Source organism: Falsihalocynthiibacter sp. BN13B15, from assembly GCF_041205415.1.
GTDB lineage: Bacteria > Pseudomonadota > Alphaproteobacteria > Rhodobacterales > Rhodobacteraceae > Falsihalocynthiibacter > Falsihalocynthiibacter arcticus.
Window position 1 is genome coordinate 303056 of sequence record NZ_JBGFCE010000004.1, and the last position, 16609, is coordinate 319664.

General features: G+C 49.4%; 12 protein-coding genes, 1 tRNA gene and 2 pseudogenes. 10 read left to right on the forward strand and 5 right to left on the reverse strand.

Annotated features, from left to right (window positions below; translation table 11 throughout):
* Positions 1 to 53: 53 nt before the first annotated feature.
* Complete coding sequence (locus tag AB9F26_RS09145; RefSeq protein ID WP_335586780.1) at positions 54 to 1064, forward strand: permease; 1011 nt, start codon at positions 54 to 56, stop codon at positions 1062 to 1064.
* Between the two features lie 14 nt (positions 1065 to 1078).
* A complete protein-coding gene (locus tag AB9F26_RS09150; protein WP_039004477.1) occupies positions 1079 to 1315 on the forward strand; it encodes a thioredoxin family protein in 237 nt (78 codons plus the stop codon).
* A gap of 1571 nt (positions 1316 to 2886) precedes the next feature.
* On the opposite strand, the gene AB9F26_RS09155 is transcribed toward AB9F26_RS09150, so the two are convergent.
* A complete protein-coding gene (locus tag AB9F26_RS09155; RefSeq protein ID WP_335586782.1) occupies positions 2887 to 3789 on the reverse strand; it encodes a LysR family transcriptional regulator in 903 nt (300 codons plus the stop codon).
* 98 nt (positions 3790 to 3887) lie between these two features.
* On the opposite strand from AB9F26_RS09155, the gene AB9F26_RS09160 reads away from it, so the two are divergent.
* Together AB9F26_RS09160 and AB9F26_RS09165 are read left to right on the forward strand one after the other, a co-directional pair.
* Positions 3888 to 4178: a putative quinol monooxygenase gene (locus AB9F26_RS09160; RefSeq protein WP_369767849.1), complete on the forward strand. Its 291-nt coding sequence runs from the start codon at positions 3888 to 3890 to the stop codon at positions 4176 to 4178.
* Between the two features lie 24 nt (positions 4179 to 4202).
* Positions 4203 to 5213, forward strand: a complete 1011-nt coding sequence (locus AB9F26_RS09165; RefSeq protein ID WP_369767850.1) for a zinc-binding alcohol dehydrogenase family protein — start codon at positions 4203 to 4205, stop codon at positions 5211 to 5213.
* An 83-nt stretch (positions 5214 to 5296) separates the two neighbouring features.
* Here the strand turns inward: AB9F26_RS09165 and AB9F26_RS09170 are convergent, their stop codons facing one another.
* From AB9F26_RS09170 to AB9F26_RS09185, 4 genes are all read right to left on the reverse strand, one after another.
* Entirely contained in the window at positions 5297 to 5869 is a 573-nt protein-coding gene (locus AB9F26_RS09170) for a hypothetical protein (protein WP_369767851.1), read from the reverse strand.
* A gap of 104 nt (positions 5870 to 5973) precedes the next feature.
* On the reverse strand, positions 5974 to 6273 hold the full coding sequence (locus AB9F26_RS09175; protein ID WP_335586786.1) for a hypothetical protein: 300 nt from the start codon (positions 6271 to 6273) through the stop codon (positions 5974 to 5976).
* A gap of 239 nt (positions 6274 to 6512) precedes the next feature.
* Positions 6513 to 8423: a cation:proton antiporter gene (locus tag AB9F26_RS09180; RefSeq protein WP_369767852.1), complete on the reverse strand. Its 1911-nt coding sequence runs from the start codon at positions 8421 to 8423 to the stop codon at positions 6513 to 6515.
* A 129-nt stretch (positions 8424 to 8552) separates the two neighbouring features.
* The gene (locus AB9F26_RS09185; RefSeq protein WP_369767853.1) at positions 8553 to 9176 is read right to left on the reverse strand and encodes a response regulator; all 624 of its coding nucleotides are present in this window, start codon (positions 9174 to 9176) and stop codon (positions 8553 to 8555) included.
* A gap of 187 nt (positions 9177 to 9363) precedes the next feature.
* Between AB9F26_RS09185 and AB9F26_RS09190 the strand changes: the two genes are divergently transcribed.
* The 6 genes and pseudogenes from AB9F26_RS09190 to AB9F26_RS09215 all read left to right on the forward strand — a co-directional run bounded on the left by AB9F26_RS09190 (position 9364) and on the right by AB9F26_RS09215 (position 16465).
* Positions 9364 to 9897: an oxidoreductase gene (locus AB9F26_RS09190; protein ID WP_335586789.1), complete on the forward strand. Its 534-nt coding sequence runs from the start codon at positions 9364 to 9366 to the stop codon at positions 9895 to 9897.
* A gap of 90 nt (positions 9898 to 9987) precedes the next feature.
* Entirely contained in the window at positions 9988 to 12597 is a 2610-nt protein-coding gene (locus AB9F26_RS09195) for an ATP-binding protein (RefSeq protein ID WP_369767854.1), read from the forward strand.
* Positions 12598 to 13035: 438 nt separating this feature from the next.
* A pseudogene (locus AB9F26_RS09200) lies at positions 13036 to 13365 on the forward strand (CHASE domain-containing protein); the annotation flags it as partial.
* A 249-nt stretch (positions 13366 to 13614) separates the two neighbouring features.
* A complete protein-coding gene (locus AB9F26_RS09205) occupies positions 13615 to 15471 on the forward strand; it encodes a putative bifunctional diguanylate cyclase/phosphodiesterase (RefSeq protein WP_369767932.1) in 1857 nt (618 codons plus the stop codon).
* Between the two features lie 456 nt (positions 15472 to 15927).
* Positions 15928 to 16023: pseudogene (locus AB9F26_RS09210) on the forward strand (integrase core domain-containing protein); the annotation flags it as partial.
* Positions 16024 to 16388: 365 nt separating this feature from the next.
* Positions 16389 to 16465: transfer RNA gene (locus AB9F26_RS09215), tRNA-Met, on the forward strand.
* The last annotated feature ends 144 nt before the right edge of the window (positions 16466 to 16609 follow it).

Sequence of the window (16609 nt, forward strand, 5' to 3'; positions counted from 1 at the left end):
CGCTTCCTCCATGATGGCGGACTTTCTCAGTGTCTTTTTTTGGGGTCTAATGAATGCGTGATGTCTTGATCTGGCTGAACGACCAGCTACTGCGCATGCAATGGCTTTCGGATTTGGTCACGTTACTGGTGCGCGAAGGTTTTGGCCTAAATCCCGCGAGCCAGATAGGGGGAAGCGTTCACTTCTTCATCTACGATGTTATTAAAATATTCATTCTGCTCTCGGTTCTGATCTTCAGCATTTCCTATGTGCAAAGCTATTTTCCTCCGGAACGCACCCGCCGCATTCTTGGGCAGCGGCAAGGTCTTGGGGCCAATGTTATGGCGGCTTTGCTTGGAACCATCACGCCATTTTGCTCCTGTTCCTCCATCCCGCTTTTTATTGGTTTTACGAGCGCGGGCCTGCCGCTAGCCGTAACTTTCTCGTTTCTGATTTCCTCGCCACTGGTCGATCTGGCCTCGGTGATACTCCTAGCCAGTATTTTCAACTGGAGTATCGCATTGGCTTATGTAGCGATTGGGTTGGTACTGGCCGTTCTTGGTGGAACCCTGATCGGCTATCTCAAGCTGGAAAATCAGGTTGAGGCCTTTGTCTATCAAAGCCCCGTCAGCGACCATGATAACAACGGCACAATAAGCCGTCGTGAACGACTGCGCTACGCCGCGGATCAAGTTATCGAAATTGTGCACCGTGTTTGGATCTATGTTTTGATCGGCGTCGGTATCGGCGCGGCCATCCACAACTGGATTCCGGAAACCTTCATTTCAGCCCTGCTAGGGCAGGATAAGTGGTGGTCGGTTTTGGTCGCGACATTCGCTGGCATTCCGATGTACGCCGATATTTTTGGCACGCTACCCATCGCGGAAGCCTTGGTGCAAAAGGGCGTTGGGTTGGGCACAGCGCTGACTTTCATGATGGCCGTTACAGCGCTGTCTTTACCGTCGATGATCATGCTTAAACGGGTAGTAAAACTGCCCCTGATGGCAGTGTTTGTCGGCATCGTCACCGTGGGGATTGTCCTGATCGGCTATATTTTCAATGCGACCGCACATCTATTCGTCTAAAAAGGGAGAGAAGAATGATCATCAAAATTTTGGGATCTGGCTGCAAAAAATGCGTGGCCTTGGCGGAGAATACCAAGACGGCTTTACAATCGGCCGCCTTGGATGCGGACATTGAGAAAGTGACCGATATTGTCGCCATCGCCAGTTATGGAATCATGTCCACACCCGGCCTCGTGATCGACGAAAAAGTCGTCTCAAGTGGGCGTGTTCTGAGCGCCTCTGAAATTGGGGCGTTGCTCAAGAGTATCTGAGATACTCAATCTAAAAACGACGACTGAACGAGTGCGCTTAGAAGACATGTAAAACTGGGAGATTTTCCACGCTCCTCGGGGTCCGAATATATTCGTCAAATCGGGCCGCAGAGTGCTTCAAGCTCAATTTTCAGGATAGCTATTGAACCTGGGAATTGGCAGGCACGCACCAGAACTCGACGGCCTTATCGAACTCTGCCGCGTAGAACGCCGAACTCTCGGGTCCGGAAGGGTCCCCGTGAAAGCGCCCAAAACGGCGTGCGCAATCGAAAAAGCCAGGCGCGGGCAACCCATCCCTCGCTTTGCTAACCACGAGGGCAGCGATCAACGGGCGCGCAGCAGCGACATCCTCCTCTATCAGGCACTCTAAAGCGACTGTAAGTTGATGGATCGTATTTGGCGGCGAGAGGTCTAAGGCCTTCGCTAAACCTTGATAGGTGATCGGAGGCGCTTGCTCGGCAACTCGACAAAGAAGTGACCGGACGCGCAATGCTAAACCGTTACCCGCAGTGACGCTCTCAGTTGAACCAACATGTTGCACTAAATTTCTCCCAATCACCTCCAACCTGCGACGTTCTTGCCAAAGTGTCAATTTCCGAAAAAGACCCGCGCTAAAAGTAGCGTATTTGAATGCTGAGCCTAAATGGGAAGAACCATATTTTTTCCCTTTGGCATTCAAATAAACAGGCATCAATCGATATGTGCTTTGGAGCGAAATACGAGAATGCGGCTTTCTAATAGAAGCACCGGCCCCTGACAAAAAAGGGCCACTTAGACACGGCGCTTATGTTTTTCTAACCTAAAAGGGGGCGACTTTTCCGAACCATTTCAGAATGGTGGTCGTTGAAGGGATGTCATTTCAAGGTGTTTCCGCAGGCAATAGTATTAATGAAGCATGGGGAACTATGTGTGCTATTTGTCAGGAGGAATTTCTAAAGGGCCGAGCGCGAACTGGTCGCTCAAGGGATGAATGCCGAGACTCAGTTCAATAATGGGTAAATTAAAACACAGCTGTCATGTTTGTCGCGTTCAGAGGTGCCAAGACACCAGAAGTTGCCAGCCGATTCACTACTCAAAGCACATGTAATACAAAGGTTTCTGGGCAAAAAAACTACCGACCCCACGCCGCATGCGGATATCTGAAATACTCCCACACCAGACCTGAAACAAGCGGTCAGCTGTCAGATCCCGAAACAAGTAAGTGTAAATCATATGCTGAAGGTGTTTGACGTCCGGCGCGCGTTTTAAAACATCGCGCACAACCAATTAACTTGTCTTGGATTAAAACTTGTCGATTGTGGCGTCTTCAACCGGCAAGGGCCACACTACCCTTGGTACCCCGCAGCCATACTCTTGATCGCTGGACGCTTCCACGCAAACTTGGCATTGGAAGCAGGCGAATGGTTCTTTCGCTTCGTCTATTTTACGTCGCTCCAATATGCCCATCCACCGTAGCTAGAGGCCCAAAACCCTTCTGCCACGCGAATTTCCGCCTCGGTCCAGCCAACACAGGCGCATCCTAATTCACGGTCGAATGCAAATTCCAGGACTTGTTCCGACCGGTATGCATATCATCCCTTTCTCCACTCCGCTTCTTGAAGGACGTGCGAAAGCTTGTCCACGAGTGCGCGGACGCGCCTTGGTTGTGCGCGGCTTGGCGGAAAAAGCATTTGCAACAGAGTCGGCGACGGCGGATGATTTTCCAAGAGCGCGACAAGGTTGCCCGCTTTGATCTCAGCACTTACATCCAACTCTGATTTCAGAATGATGCCATGCCCTTCAAGACACCACTGCTGCACGAGAGCACTGTCATTGGCCACGCGGTTACCCCGCACAGACACGATTTGTGGGAGGGGACTTGGTCCGAACTGCCAGACATTATCCAACTTCGCGCCAAATCGCATCACCAAGCAATTATGCTCCTTTAGATCGGCAGGGATTTGGGGGGCTCCGTGTTTTTCCAAATAGGAGGGAGACGCACAAACAAACCTGCGACTATGACCCAAACTTTTGGAGCGCAGGGAACTGTCTATTGCGGGGCCAAACCGAAACGCCATGTCAAACCCCTCCCCCACGAGATCGACGTATCCGTCCGAGAGCAGTAATTCGATCGAAATCGCAGGATGATCGGACAAGAATTCCGTGATTCCTCTTGAAATATGGGTTCGCCCAAGATTGCTTGGGGCGCTTATGCGGATTGGACCCGAAAGCGTTTGCGCCCCAAACCGGATACGCGCTTCAAGGTCCTCAACTTCTCCGAGTACCTGCTTGGCGCCATCAACAAGCGTGCGACCTTCTTCGGTAAGGCTGATTGCGCGCGTTGTACGATTCAAAAGAACGACCCCGAAATGCGCCTCCAAGGCGGCTAAGCGTTCGGAAACGGTGGTTGAGGATAGCCTCAATTCGCGGCCAGCAGCAGTGAGGCTGCCTTTTTCGACGATTTGCAAGAAGAGGGCGATATTATTGAGCAACATTGTACGGTTTCTCCGGATTATTATTCCGAATACTGCCCGTTTATCCGCCGCACGCAAGTCGTTAAGTGATGTCACACAACAACAATGGAAACGTCAAAATGCCCAAACTTACCATCGTCGCCAATATTAAGGCCAACCCAGATCAAGTCGAGTTGGTCAAAGCCGAGTTATTGAAACTCATCGATGCGACCCGCGCAGAGGCCGGTTGTGTCAACTATGACCTTCACCAAGACAACGAAAACCCCAGCCACTTCATGTTCTATGAAAACTGGGACACCCGCGAATTGTGGCAAACGCATTTGAACGCTCCGCATATTGGTGCCTATAAAAAAGCAACCGACGGTGCGGTTGCTGAATTCATTTTGAATGAGATGACAATCGTGAGCTAAACGATTGAAATTAGGAGAAATACCATGAAAGCTGTTGCCCTTACACATTACCTACCCATCGAAGATCCAAATTCGTTTTTAGATGTGGAGCGTCCCAAACCGACGGCGCTGGGACGTGATCTTTTGGTCGCGGTCAAAGCCATTTCCGTTAATCCCGTCGACACAAAAGTTCGCAGCCCCAAAGATACGGTGGAAGAAACGCCACGCGTTTTGGGCTGGGATGCGAGCGGTGTTGTTGAGGCCGTAGGGCCAGAAGTGACGCTTTTCAAACCGGGTGACGCGGTCTATTACGCTGGCGATATCACACGCGCGGGGTCGAATTCCGAGTTTCAACTCGTTGATGAGCGTATCGTCGGAATAAAGCCAAAATCTCTTAACTTTGCCGAAGCTGCGGCGTTGCCCCTCACAACAATCACAGCTTATGAATCGTTTTTTGATCGATTGGGGATCGACCGTGACGGTGCTAACAAGGGGCAAACCCTCTTGATTATTGGCGCGGGTGGGGGTGTTGGATCGATCGGCATTCAGCTCGCTAAAGCCGCGGGTCTTGTGGTCATTGCCACAGCGTCCCGTCCCGAAACGGTAAGCTGGGTTAAGGAACTTGGGGCGGATCACGTTGTGAACCATCGCCAACCAATGGTAGAGCAAGTCCGTGCCCTTGGCTTCCAACATGTTGATCATATTGCAATTTTCAATGACATGCGGCATTGGGATACAGCGGTTGAGCTTATTCGTCCCCAAGGAGCAATCGTCACAATCGACGACACCAATTTGCCGATGCCGATGGCGGGAATGAAAACCAAGGCTGCGAGTTTGCATTGGGAACTCATGTTCACACGCGCCATGTTTGAGACGCCCGACATGATAGAGCAGCACAAACTGCTCACCTATGTTTCGGGTGAAATCGACGCGGGGCGCATTCGGACGACCGTCAGCGAAATCCTCTCGCCGATCAACGCACAAAATATGCGTGCGGCCCACAAGCTCATTGAAACGGGCACTGCTAAAGGGAAAATTGTGGTCGAGGGTTTCTAGCGAACCTGTGCAACCAACCAATGGAAAAGGAGCTTCGCGGGGCTCCTTTTTTTCGGTTTTGGGCGACTTAAAGGGATGTATGTTTACGCCCTTTCAAATTTTCGCGCCCACCGAAAGCTCATCATGAGAAGGAACATGATCAAGAATTGCCCCGAAATGTCGCCGATCGAATAAGCGAGGGATGCGCGCAACATTTCCATCGGAGAAAGATCAAAATGATACAGGTTTAACGCCAGAGCATTGATCAACGATGCCATCACACCAACGATCAAGAGGCTGCGCCAATCGAAATTGGGTTTCCCACCATTACCCACAGCGTTTTTCAACTTTTCGTAAATCCAGAAACTCAAAGGGGCACACAAAAGGCTTGCACCCACGGAGATAAGATTAATTTCGGCCCCGCCTTTCCAACCGCTTAAGTAGTAGTGGGTTTGCAAGGTGGCCGGTGCTAGAAAGACAACCGCCTTCCAACCATAGAATCGGGCCACCAAAACCCGTACGCCATGCGGCAAGTACAATAAGCTCGCGTAAACCGGAATGGTTCCAAACACGGCATTCTGAAAAGGGAAAATAATGAGAAACGTCACATAAAAACAAACTAGATAAGCGGATGTGACCAAAATCATTGGCACAATCCAAGTGCTATCACGGAACATTTACAAACCATCCTATGCCCAAAGCACACCGCGCCAAAAACTTAAATAAACAATACTTTTCAATAAGATACCGGAAAATTCCCTCCCATTAAGCGCAGCCCGCCTTATGAGGTCTTAAAGTTAGCTTTCTTAAACCGATACAGACCCGTTTTCGTACCGTCTTCATGAATAATATACCCTTTTGAAACCAAGGATTTTAGGGCGCGATGGAATGTGGGTTTCGTCAAGCTGTCGGTCAACTCATGGGATTTTATCAAACTGGAATGAATTGCGCTTCCGCCTTCCAAATCGATGACAGCATACAAAATAGACTTCTCGGACTCCGACAACGTGTCAAACCCCAAGTCCTTCTCCATCCCGAGAAGCATTTTTTTCAGCTGAGCAGCAATTGCAAAAACCGACATAGGATAGGCCTACTCCTTAAGATTATGTCCCTTCATTTTGCCACCAAACTGTAAACAATCAAGGAAATTATATTATTTCAACGAATAGACTGCCGTTTGGGGAAAGGGTTGCACCGAAGCACAACCCTGATACTCGTCAATCATGCCCTAACAATTGAGCATGAGGATTCTAGGTTACAGTATCAAATTGAGAATTGGTACAATTTTCAATCCCTTGTGCCCTAACCAAAAACGTAGATTCATTTCTTCTTGGCCAAGGGGTCGGCCTCATCCGACCTTGGGGCTGGTTTTTCACTCAAGATAGCCGCGATTTCCGAGGTTAAATCCGCCGCCCACTCTTGTGCATATTCGCGGACTTTGGATGTGTAGGTGTCATTTTCTTCATAGGAAAGTTCCGGATCATAGTGCTCTGCCATAGCCAGAATTGATTTTCGGTCACTCACATCAAAGGCCTGACACGCACGATCCGCTTGCGCGCGTGTGGCCCCCAGAGCCTCCAAACCAGAGCGCCCCATGCGCAGGGAACTATCGTAGGTTTCACGGATAACGTCTCGACATCCAGCGAACCAAAGATCGTACACATGATTTCGATCGATGGCGCGCGCCACAACATGCACATGCGGATGCGTCTGTGTTACGTATTTCACCAGTTCCGTGATCGCTTCTTTGCCGTCGATGGCAACGACCAACATCTTGGCCTGATCAATCCCCGCCGAATGGAGCATATCGGGGCGCGTCGCGTCGCCGTAATAGGCCCGGACGCCAAATTTACTCAACATATCGAGCTGCTTGGAGCTAAAATCAATCACAGTCGGCGTATAACCTGCGCTTTGTAAAATCCGCGACACAATACCGCCAACACGGCCATGTCCGGCAATAATGATGTGGCTATTCTCGGGAACCTCATCCGCCTCTCGCTCCAAATCAACAAGGTAGCGCGGCGCAATCACACGATCGTACAGAATGAACAAAGCCGGCGTCAGAAGCATCGACAGCGCCACAACGAGCAACAACTGGTCCGCGATTTCTGCGGGAATGACGTTCGCGCCAACGGTGAAGGACAGTAAAACGAACCCAAACTCACCCGCCTGCGCAAGGCCCATCGCAAACAGCCAGCGATCACTTCCAGAGAGTTTAAACAAAACGCCCAGAACAAAGAGAACACCCGCTTTGATCGCAATCAATCCGAGCGTAAGGCCGATGATTGACCCGAGATTTGCAAACAGCAGGGGGAAATTTACGCTGGCACCAACGGTCATAAAGAAAAGACCGAGCAAAAGGCCTTTGAACGGTTCGATGTCGGACTCAAGCTCGTGGCGGTATGGGCTATTGGCCAAGACAACGCCGGCGAGAAACGTGCCCAACGCAGGCGAGAGGCCGACAAGAGACATGAGCAAAGCAATGCCGATCACAATCATCAACGCCGTTGCGGTAAACAACTCGCGCAATTGGGCACCCGCGATAAAGCGAAAAATCGGGCCTGTCAGATAATTGCCACCAATGGCGACGGCAGCAACGGCAGCAATCGTAACAAGCGTGGTTTGCCAAGCATTTAACTCGGCGACCAGACTCATCCCATCTTCATGTGCACCGGCGTCAGCGACCGATGCGGCGTGCTGCACCACATCTGTTAGGTCGGTAAGCGCCAACAAAGGAATGAGGGCCAGCATCGGGATCACGGCAATATCTTGGAACAGCAGCACAGAAAAACTGGCCTGCCCGCCATCGCTTTTCATCAACCCCTTTTCACCAAGGGTTTGCAGCACAATGGCGGTCGAGGACAGGGCAAAGACAAGCCCAATCGCGAGGGCAATACTCCACACATGGCCAAGTGCCATTGCCGCGAGCATCACAGCGCCCGTCGTAAAGGCAACTTGTGCGCCCCCAAGACCGAGGAGTTTTGCCCGCATAGCCCAGAGCAGTTTTGGCTCAAGCTCCAACCCGACGAGGAACAGCATCATAACAACCCCGAACTCGGCGAAATGCTGAATCGACACGACATCGACGTGCAGGAGCGCAAGCAAAGGAGAAATGAGGATACCCGCGATCAAATATCCAAGCACCGATCCCAACCCGAGCCGTGCCGCAATAGGTACCGAGAAGACCCCCGCGATGAGGAAGATAAAGGCGAGAAGTAAAAAATCTGTCATTTTTGGGCGTCCAATTTTTGGGGTCAGGTAAAACTAGCCGCGTTTTGGCACCAAAAATAGGAAAAACACTGTGCGTGCTTGCGCAATACGTGTGTGCGCGCCCGTTTCCCCGTTGCTACATGGGTTTCGCTAGGGCGTGAACAAGCCCGCGTTGCGCGCAATCATGGCCGCATGTGTACGATTGTTCGCCCCAATTTTTCGCGACAGGTTTTTCATATGGAGCTTTATCGTCACCTCGCGCAGATCCAATTCTCGCGCAATTTCCTTATTGGACAATCCGCGGCAAACCCCCTCAAGAACTTCACACTCACGTTGCGTAAAATCTTTAATTATCGGGTGGACTTCGGCCTTTTCGCCCGTGGATTCCATAAAGGCCGTAGGTAAGAATATTTCGCCCGACGCCATAAATCGCACGGCACTCACAAGCGATTTTGCATGCATCGTTTTTGGGACAAACCCAGCGGCCCCCGCGTTAATGGCCTCCACTGCGGTTTCTTTGCTGGCCACACCCGACATAATTGCCACGGGCTTGCCCTGAGAAACTTTGATCGCTGCGGCAAGGCCTTCAAGTCCGACCATCCCTGGCATACTAAAATCCAAAAGAGTGACATCATAAGGACGCCCTGTGTTGAGAAGCTCAAGCGCGGTTGGAAAATCCGTTGCCACAGCAACATCCATATCTGTCTCGTTGGCAAGAAGGGAAGAGATCATATCAAGCACCATTGTATGATCATCGATAACCAGAACGCGCAAAAATATCTCCTAGAAATCCATCAAAACCCGAAACTCTTCCGCGCAAGTCTTTACGCCGAAAAAAGAAAGCCAATACAAATCGCAAAAAAATTAGATACTATACAAAAGTATAGACAACTATCCCAAATTGCCAAAACATTTTTTATCGCAGAGACTATATAATGAAAACAATTGAAAAGGACGGTCAATGTATTTCAAACCGGTTTCCATAATTGGCACAGCTGCCATCTTCGCGATCTCACTCACGGGTATAACATACGCGAGTCAAGAGCAGCAGCCACATTCGGAAATTGTATTGACGGTGTCTGGGCAAAACATATTGGGGTATGAAAAGGAAGGGAGTGCTGCGTTTTCAATTGATATGCTCCAAGCACTCCCTAGCGAAACTTTTGTGACCTCGACAATATGGACTGAAGGCGTGCACCGGTTTAAAGGTGTCCCGCTCTCGACACTTCTTGCACAAGTTAAGTCGATTGATGGCGCTGAGCCGGTGACCCTGCGCGCGCGCGCAGCAAATGACTATGCCATCAATTTTCCAGCGCCGGAGGCTGACGATCTCTATCCTATTGTTGCGTATGAAATGGATAGAGAGCTTATGTCCTTGCGAGACAAAGGCCCACTTTGGATTGTTTATCCCTTTGATACTCAAAAAAAATACCGCACAGAGACCATTTATACTCGCAGCATTTGGCAACTCGAAGAAATTGAAGTCCTCGAGTAGTTTTTTCTCCTCAACGCGAAGATTGCACGCTAAGGTTGCTTTGCGGAAGCGCACCTCCGGAGTTTAGGCGCGAAACCTTCAAGGAGCCGAATGAGCAACATCCGAAAATTCGGCCTCCAACAGTGGCGTTTTGTTGTTCTGAGCCTAGCAATTTTTGGGCTTGTCGCGGCGGTTATCCCCCTGAGTCAATCAGTGCGCGACCATCTTGAACTGCTTGAGTCCTCTCCGAATGGTGGCTCACAATGGACACTAACGCAGCTGAACGTCGAGCAGGCTCGTCTGCAACAAGCTCTCCTTTTGGCAATGCGATCTCCAGATGCGGATTTGGCCCCCCTTCGGCGTAGATTTGATTTGTATTATTCGCGCTCAGAGACTGTTACTTCTATGCGGAGTTCCAAATATCTTACGCCAGATGCGCAGCTAATTGCGCTTCTGGATTCACTCCAAGCCCAAACAATTGAACTTGCAACGATCATCGACCAGCCGGATAAAGAACTGCGGTATGACCTTCCAATTCTATATGCGCAAATTGAGGCTCAGGACACGTTTTTGCAAGAGCTCTCAAGCAAAACAACCAAGATTTTTGCCAAAACTTCTGATGATCACCGCGCACAGTTGTCCAAACTTCTTATTCAAATTTTGGTCATCGCCCTCCTCCTGGCGGTTTCGTTTATTTCAGTCGTGGTCCTCCTCTATCGTTCCGTTCGTGAAGCACGGGCAACTCAAGTAACTCTGACCAATGTCACAGCGCGCCTGCAGTCGACCATCGGGGCGTCGCTTGATGCGGTAATTGTCAGCGATCAAAATGGTGTTCTCTTGGATTATAATGGCGCCGCCGAGCATGTTTTTGGCTATTCGCGCGACGAAGTTCTGGGCAAACAGGCCCTTCACTACCTTATCCCCGAAAGCAATCGATCGATCATGCGCTCGGAAATCCGTCAGCATTTGGAAACCGGCGAGAGCCCCCTTGTTGGAAAGGGGCTCCTGCAACTTAACGGGTTGAAAAAAGGGGGTGAAGTCATCCCAATCGAGGTTTCGATTGCACCCGCTGTCGATGGCGACCAAACGATTTTCATTTCCTTTGTGCGCGACATCTCGGAGCGCGAGGCCATCAAGGAAAATATCCTGCGGTCCCGCGACGAAGCCCTCAAAATGGCCAAGGCCAAATCCGACTTCATTACAATTATGAGCCACGAAATGCGTACGCCTTTAAATGGGGTCATTTCCGCACATGAAGTTTTGTCCTCCACGACGCTTACGCCCTATCAAAACAAATTCTTTTCCATCGCGCGCTCGTCGGCTGCCCATCTTTTAAGCCACGTCAATGATGTTCTAGACATCGCGAGCTTAGATGCCTCAGAAACGGCCCCGCGCAAAGACAGGTTTAGTCCGTTGGAAGTCATTGAGGACATTATAGAGAACGCCCAGTCTCTGGCCCGCGCGCGGGGGAATTCGTTGGGCGCTGATTTCACGGGGGCAGATGCCGGTTTTTACATTGGCGACAAAAGGCGTTTTCGGAGCATCCTAATTAATCTTTTGGGGAACGCAATCAAGTTCACTCAAAATGGGCACATCCAGATTGATTTTGGCACATTTTTGCAAGACAACGAAACTGTTTGCTTTGAGGTGCATGTGACTGACAACGGACTCGGCATTCCCAAAGACAAGCTAGAGGATATATTCAACGATTTCGTGCGGTTGAACACTGGATACGACCGTGACGCAGATGGAACCGGCCTTGGGCTCAGTATTACCCGCCGCATGGTTCAAACGATGAGCGGCGAGATGGGGGTTGAAAGCGAAGTCGGTGCGGGGAGTACATTTTGGGTAAAGCTTCCGTTTGTAAATTGCCCATCGCCAGAGACAAACCTAGGCGCGCCCGCCTTCAACGCGCCCCCGTCCGTTGGGAACCGTTCACAAGGAATTCGGGCCCTTTTAGTGGAGGATAATGCGATCAATAGGACGCTCATGCTGGAGTTTCTTGAGGATGTGGGCCTAGAGGTGCAGACTGCTGAAAACGGGCAAACGGGGGTCGAGGCGGCAAATGCAACGAAGTTTGACTATATATTCATGGATATCAGCATGCCGGTATTAGACGGCATCGCCGCCACGAAAATGCTCCGAGGGAATATGAAGGGCGCGTCTGCGGATGCAAAAATAATTGGGTTCACAGCCCATTCAAGCCAAGAAAGCCGTGATGATTGCCTTGCTGCGGGGATGTATGATGTTCTTGTTAAGCCAGTCAGCCGCGCAGGCATTCTCTCTGTTCTGGGATTTAAGCCCGTGGCAAAAACGGAGGCACCTTCCTTTGGAGACAAGCTTTTGGACCTCCAACAGATAGAAAGCATTAAGGACATCCTGGGGCCTGAACGCTTCGCAAAAACCTGCGCACGTTTTCGCAGTGAGATGAAAAAGGGGTTTCAGGATCTCGTCAAAGATTTAAGAAATCATCCGCCAGTTGGCCAACCCAAAGACCTTGTCATTCAAATTCACAGGCTTGCGGGCCTGAGCGCATCAATGGGAGCCAGCGCGCTTCACGCCAAATTAGCGGCAGCACAATCCGTAGCAGAGACTGACAATATTGACGCTCTTAGAGAGGAACTTAACGCAGCGGCAATTTGTTTGGAACTGACTTTGGGCGCAGAGGTCTATGATGAAGCGGTCACAGCCAATGCTGCCCCAAGGGAAAGGCCTCGTTAATCTTTTATGTGTTAGCATTTAAACAGCAATTTGAACTTGGGCCGCTAAAACACATGCTGGGTTCGAATATGATAAAGACCGCGATGCTGCGCCAACCAGCGAACATAATTGGGACACGTCGCGCAAATCTCACTTAGGTCCGAAATTGGGCAAAAACTATCAGTAGGAGCAAACAAACTGCCTCAAGACGCCTTAAACCGGAAAAACAGACTACGGTTTTTTCCGAAATTATCTTTATTGCCTGCCATTATTGCCGCGCTTCTGGTTGCGTCCGTTTGGTATGTGACGGAGCTTCAAACTAAAAAGATTTTTGCTCAGTCCTTGAGAGATGATGTCAGCACCCTAGCCAACGACGTACGTGCCAATCTTGAGATTCACCTCAACAGCGACCTCTACCTCGCGCAGGGTCTCGCAGCAGCGCTTTCGGTCGAACCCGACATGTCGCAGGAAAACTTTACTGAGCTTGCGGCGGAATTTTTCCGCAATAGTAAAAACGTTCGCAACGTGGCCGCCGCGCCAGACATGATAATCAAACTCGTTCACCCAACCAAGGGCAATGAGCCGACAATCGGCGTAGATTACAGAACGCTTCCGAATCAGCTGGCGTCCGTGCTGCAAGCTCGCGACACAAAAAAATTGGTTCTCACCGGGCCAGTCGAACTTGTTCAAGGAGGGCGGGCTTTTATTGGGCGCTACCCGATTTTCAACATGCACGCCCCGTCCGAACCCTTCTGGGGGGTCCTTGCAGCCGTCATTGATCTGGACCGTCTTTACTCAACGAGCGGCCTTTATGATCCGTATTCAAAAATCAGCATTGCCCTTGAAAGCCAAGATACTGTGAATGGCGAACGGAAGATGTTTTTTGGGAATATAGAAACAATTCAGAACACCCCCGTTCAAATGGAAGTTCGTCTTCTCACGGGCGCATGGCGAATTTCAGCGGTGCCAAAAGAGGGCTGGAAAACGATACCTCCAGCACTCTGGCTTCTTCGAAGTGCGTTTTTGGTTGCAGCCCTGATGATCATTGCGCCCATGCTTGCCTCCGCATTCCTCATACACCAGCGCCATGAGTATATTGATGTTCTTTCGGAGCAAAAGGGCGATCTACATCGGCAATCCCGACGCCTTCACCTCGCCATGGAAGCCGCTGGGGCTGGAGTTTGGGAATTTGATGTCGACAAAAAAACGATCATCTGGGATGCGCGGATGAATGAACTGTATGGATACCCCCCCTCCTTTAGGGAACACTACCATACTGATTGGGCGGCTCGCATTCACCCGGAAGATCGCGAACGAGCAGAAGCTGATTTTGAGGCTGGGGTTGGTGGGCGCGTTCATTTTAGATCCGTTTACCGAATCCTATTGCCAAATGGCGGCATTCGCCATGTCCGTTCTTTAGCAAACATAATTCAATTCAAAGGGCGTACAAAAATTGTTGGAGTAAATTGGGATGTTACCGAAGAAACAGAAATGCAAAAATCGATCGAGGCCGCAAATCAAAATTTAAAAGAGAAAAACTTTGAAATAGAACTGGCGAGACAGCGCGTAGAGTTCCTTGCTCACCACGACGCACTTACTGAACTTCCCAATCGTCGCTTCCTTGATCAACGCCTTGAAGAACACAAAGTGAGCTACGCCGCGGGCGAAGCTTTTGCTGGTGTTCTCCAGATAGATTTGGACGGATTTAAGACTGTAAATGACACATTAGGCCATTTCGCAGGTGACAATATTCTAAATCAAGTCGGCAATATCCTAAGAACTCTTATTGACGATCAAGATCATGTTATTAGACTCGGTGGAGATGAGTTCATCATTTTCATTAGCAGAAAAAGTAAGAGTTTTTTCGCGCAAGAGAACCATCTGCAAACCCTCGCGGAAAAAATAATCCGCCGATTATCCTTACCTCTCAGTGTTTCAAATGGAAAAATAACAATTGGGGCGTCGATCGGTATTGCTACGGACGCTATTTCCACGACAACTCCACAAAACATCCTAAGGGACTCCGATGTCGCATTATATGAGGCTAAAATCTTGGGAAGAGGCCAGTTTCAACTCTGCGACGCAGAACTTCGACGCACTTTAGATCGCAAAAATAGTTTTCTATCTGAGATAGAAATCGCGCTGACAGAAGGGCAAATGATACCCTATTATCAACCCCAATACAGCGGTTCGGATTTGTCGTTTTTTGGTGTCGAAGCGCTCGCCCGTTGGAACCACCCAACCCGTGGCCTTCTCACTCCCAAAGATTTTCTTGAAAACGCAAAAGAAATAGGAAGAGATGCCGATATTGACCGTGCAATACTTCTTTGTGTTTTAGCAGATCGCATTAGCTGGCAAAAGGCGGGAGCCATTGTACCAAGGATTTCGGTAAATGTGTCCGCGAGGCAGATAGCTAGTCCACATATTTTGGATGACCTCGCAAAACTGGATATTCCACGTGGTTCCATATGTTTTGAATTAGTAGAATCGATTTTTATGGATGATGAAAATCAAATGCTGAAAGATAATGTTGCAGGCATAAAGGACATGGGAATCGAAATTGAAATCGATGATTTTGGGACAGGGTTCGCGTCGATTGTTGCCCTACAAAAGCTTCGCCCCATGCGCCTTAAAATTGACAATCAACTTGTTACTCCAATTAGTTTCTCCCCGTCCGCGCGGAAAATTGTTGCTTCTCTAATTGAGATTGGGCGCTCCCTTGATATTGAAGTTATCGCTGAGGGCATTGAAACCCAATTTCACATCGACACCCTTCGAAGCATGGGATGTCACGCGCTCCAAGGCTACGCACTTTGTCGGCCGATGTCGGGGGATAGTTTTTTTGAACTCCTCTTGCGAGATAAAATTCATGTGGGAAAAGTGACGACCTCATAGAACAGGCCAACATTCGCAAATCTTTCACTGTCTTTAACTTAAAAATACAAAACTAAAATTTGGTCAGACCGACGCGCGCCTTTGTATTAGATCTAGAAAATTTTGGCATAAACAGTAATAAAACGCTTCCCAAGAAACCCTCGGACGGTCGTGATGTTCTAAACTACTCATGTTTTTTAGAAGCTTTGGTCCGTTTCCTGCATCAGTTTATTTAGCAATTAGCAGTAGTCCCCCCAATTATGAATGGACGATCAATTCAGTCGTTCATAGCAACACACGTGAAAGTTCACTAGACTTAGAGGCGTGCTTGAATGCAACTGCGTTCGCCTAAAGATGACCAGAAGTAGTCCGTGATTTCAAGTGAACCCTTGCAGTGTGGTCAGCATTAACGGCACCGAACTGAGAGGTAGCGCAATTCTGAAATGGCAGGAAGACCGCAAAGTCGAAGGGTATTAAATCGCCCATGGCAAACCAATGCAGAACGGATTTTTCCAAAGCTTCAATGGACGTATGACAGATGAATGCCCGAACGAGCACCTATTCGATAAACTGGGCCTGCCCGCAATCTAGTGGCGGCATAGTGCATCGCGACAACTAACACCGCCCGCATTCCAGCCTCGCTGGCATTTCACCAGCTGGATATGTTAACAGACCAAAGAAAGGCCAAACCTGAGCTGGACTAACTCACATTAGCGGCCACTTAGGGGAACAGGTCATTCAGTATACATGTGTATTTATGTTTATCGCATGATGCTACTTGGTTATGAATTTCCTGGGAACGGTTTTGACTCCCCACATAAGGATTCGCCTTTAGGGCAACCGATCATCAAGATTTTTTCTATTCCAAAAAGTCTGTGTTTTCTTCAAATTCATCGCTTGACCTTATCCAAACATTTACCTAAACAGCCATTCAGTATGGCGGAGTAGCTCAGTTGGTTAGAGCAGCGGAATCATAATCCGCGTGCCGGGGGTTCAAGTCCCTCCTCCGCTACCATAAATTCACATTTTATATCAGTAACTTAAGTAATTATTACACTTCATTGATGTGTATACTTAATGCTCTGGGTGACAATTTGGGTAACAGCCGACAGATTCCGGGTGTTTTCGTGAATGGTTTGCTAAGTGTGGATGCGAAAAC

Excerpts from the sequence above, each read along its gene's own strand:
- AB9F26_RS09175 (WP_335586786.1), bottom strand. The coding sequence starts at position 6,273 with ATGTCGGTTTTTGCAATTGCTGCTCAGCTGAAAAAAATGCTTCTCGGG.
- AB9F26_RS09195 (WP_369767854.1), top strand. The coding sequence starts at position 9,988 with ATGAGCAACATCCGAAAATTCGGCCTCCAACAGTGGCGTTTTGTTGTT.
- AB9F26_RS09180 (WP_369767852.1), bottom strand. The coding sequence starts at position 8,423 with ATGACAGATTTTTTACTTCTCGCCTTTATCTTCCTCATCGCGGGGGTC.
- AB9F26_RS09170 (WP_369767851.1), bottom strand. The coding sequence starts at position 5,869 with ATGTTCCGTGATAGCACTTGGATTGTGCCAATGATTTTGGTCACATCC.
- AB9F26_RS09205 (WP_369767932.1), top strand. The coding sequence starts at position 13,615 with ATGATCATTGCGCCCATGCTTGCCTCCGCATTCCTCATACACCAGCGC.
- AB9F26_RS09145 (WP_335586780.1), top strand. The coding sequence starts at position 54 with ATGCGTGATGTCTTGATCTGGCTGAACGACCAGCTACTGCGCATGCAA.
- AB9F26_RS09155 (WP_335586782.1), bottom strand. The coding sequence starts at position 3,789 with ATGTTGCTCAATAATATCGCCCTCTTCTTGCAAATCGTCGAAAAAGGC.
- AB9F26_RS09190 (WP_335586789.1), top strand. The coding sequence starts at position 9,364 with ATGTATTTCAAACCGGTTTCCATAATTGGCACAGCTGCCATCTTCGCG.
- AB9F26_RS09150 (WP_039004477.1), top strand. The coding sequence starts at position 1,079 with ATGATCATCAAAATTTTGGGATCTGGCTGCAAAAAATGCGTGGCCTTG.
- AB9F26_RS09160 (WP_369767849.1), top strand. The coding sequence starts at position 3,888 with ATGCCCAAACTTACCATCGTCGCCAATATTAAGGCCAACCCAGATCAA.
- AB9F26_RS09165 (WP_369767850.1), top strand. The coding sequence starts at position 4,203 with ATGAAAGCTGTTGCCCTTACACATTACCTACCCATCGAAGATCCAAAT.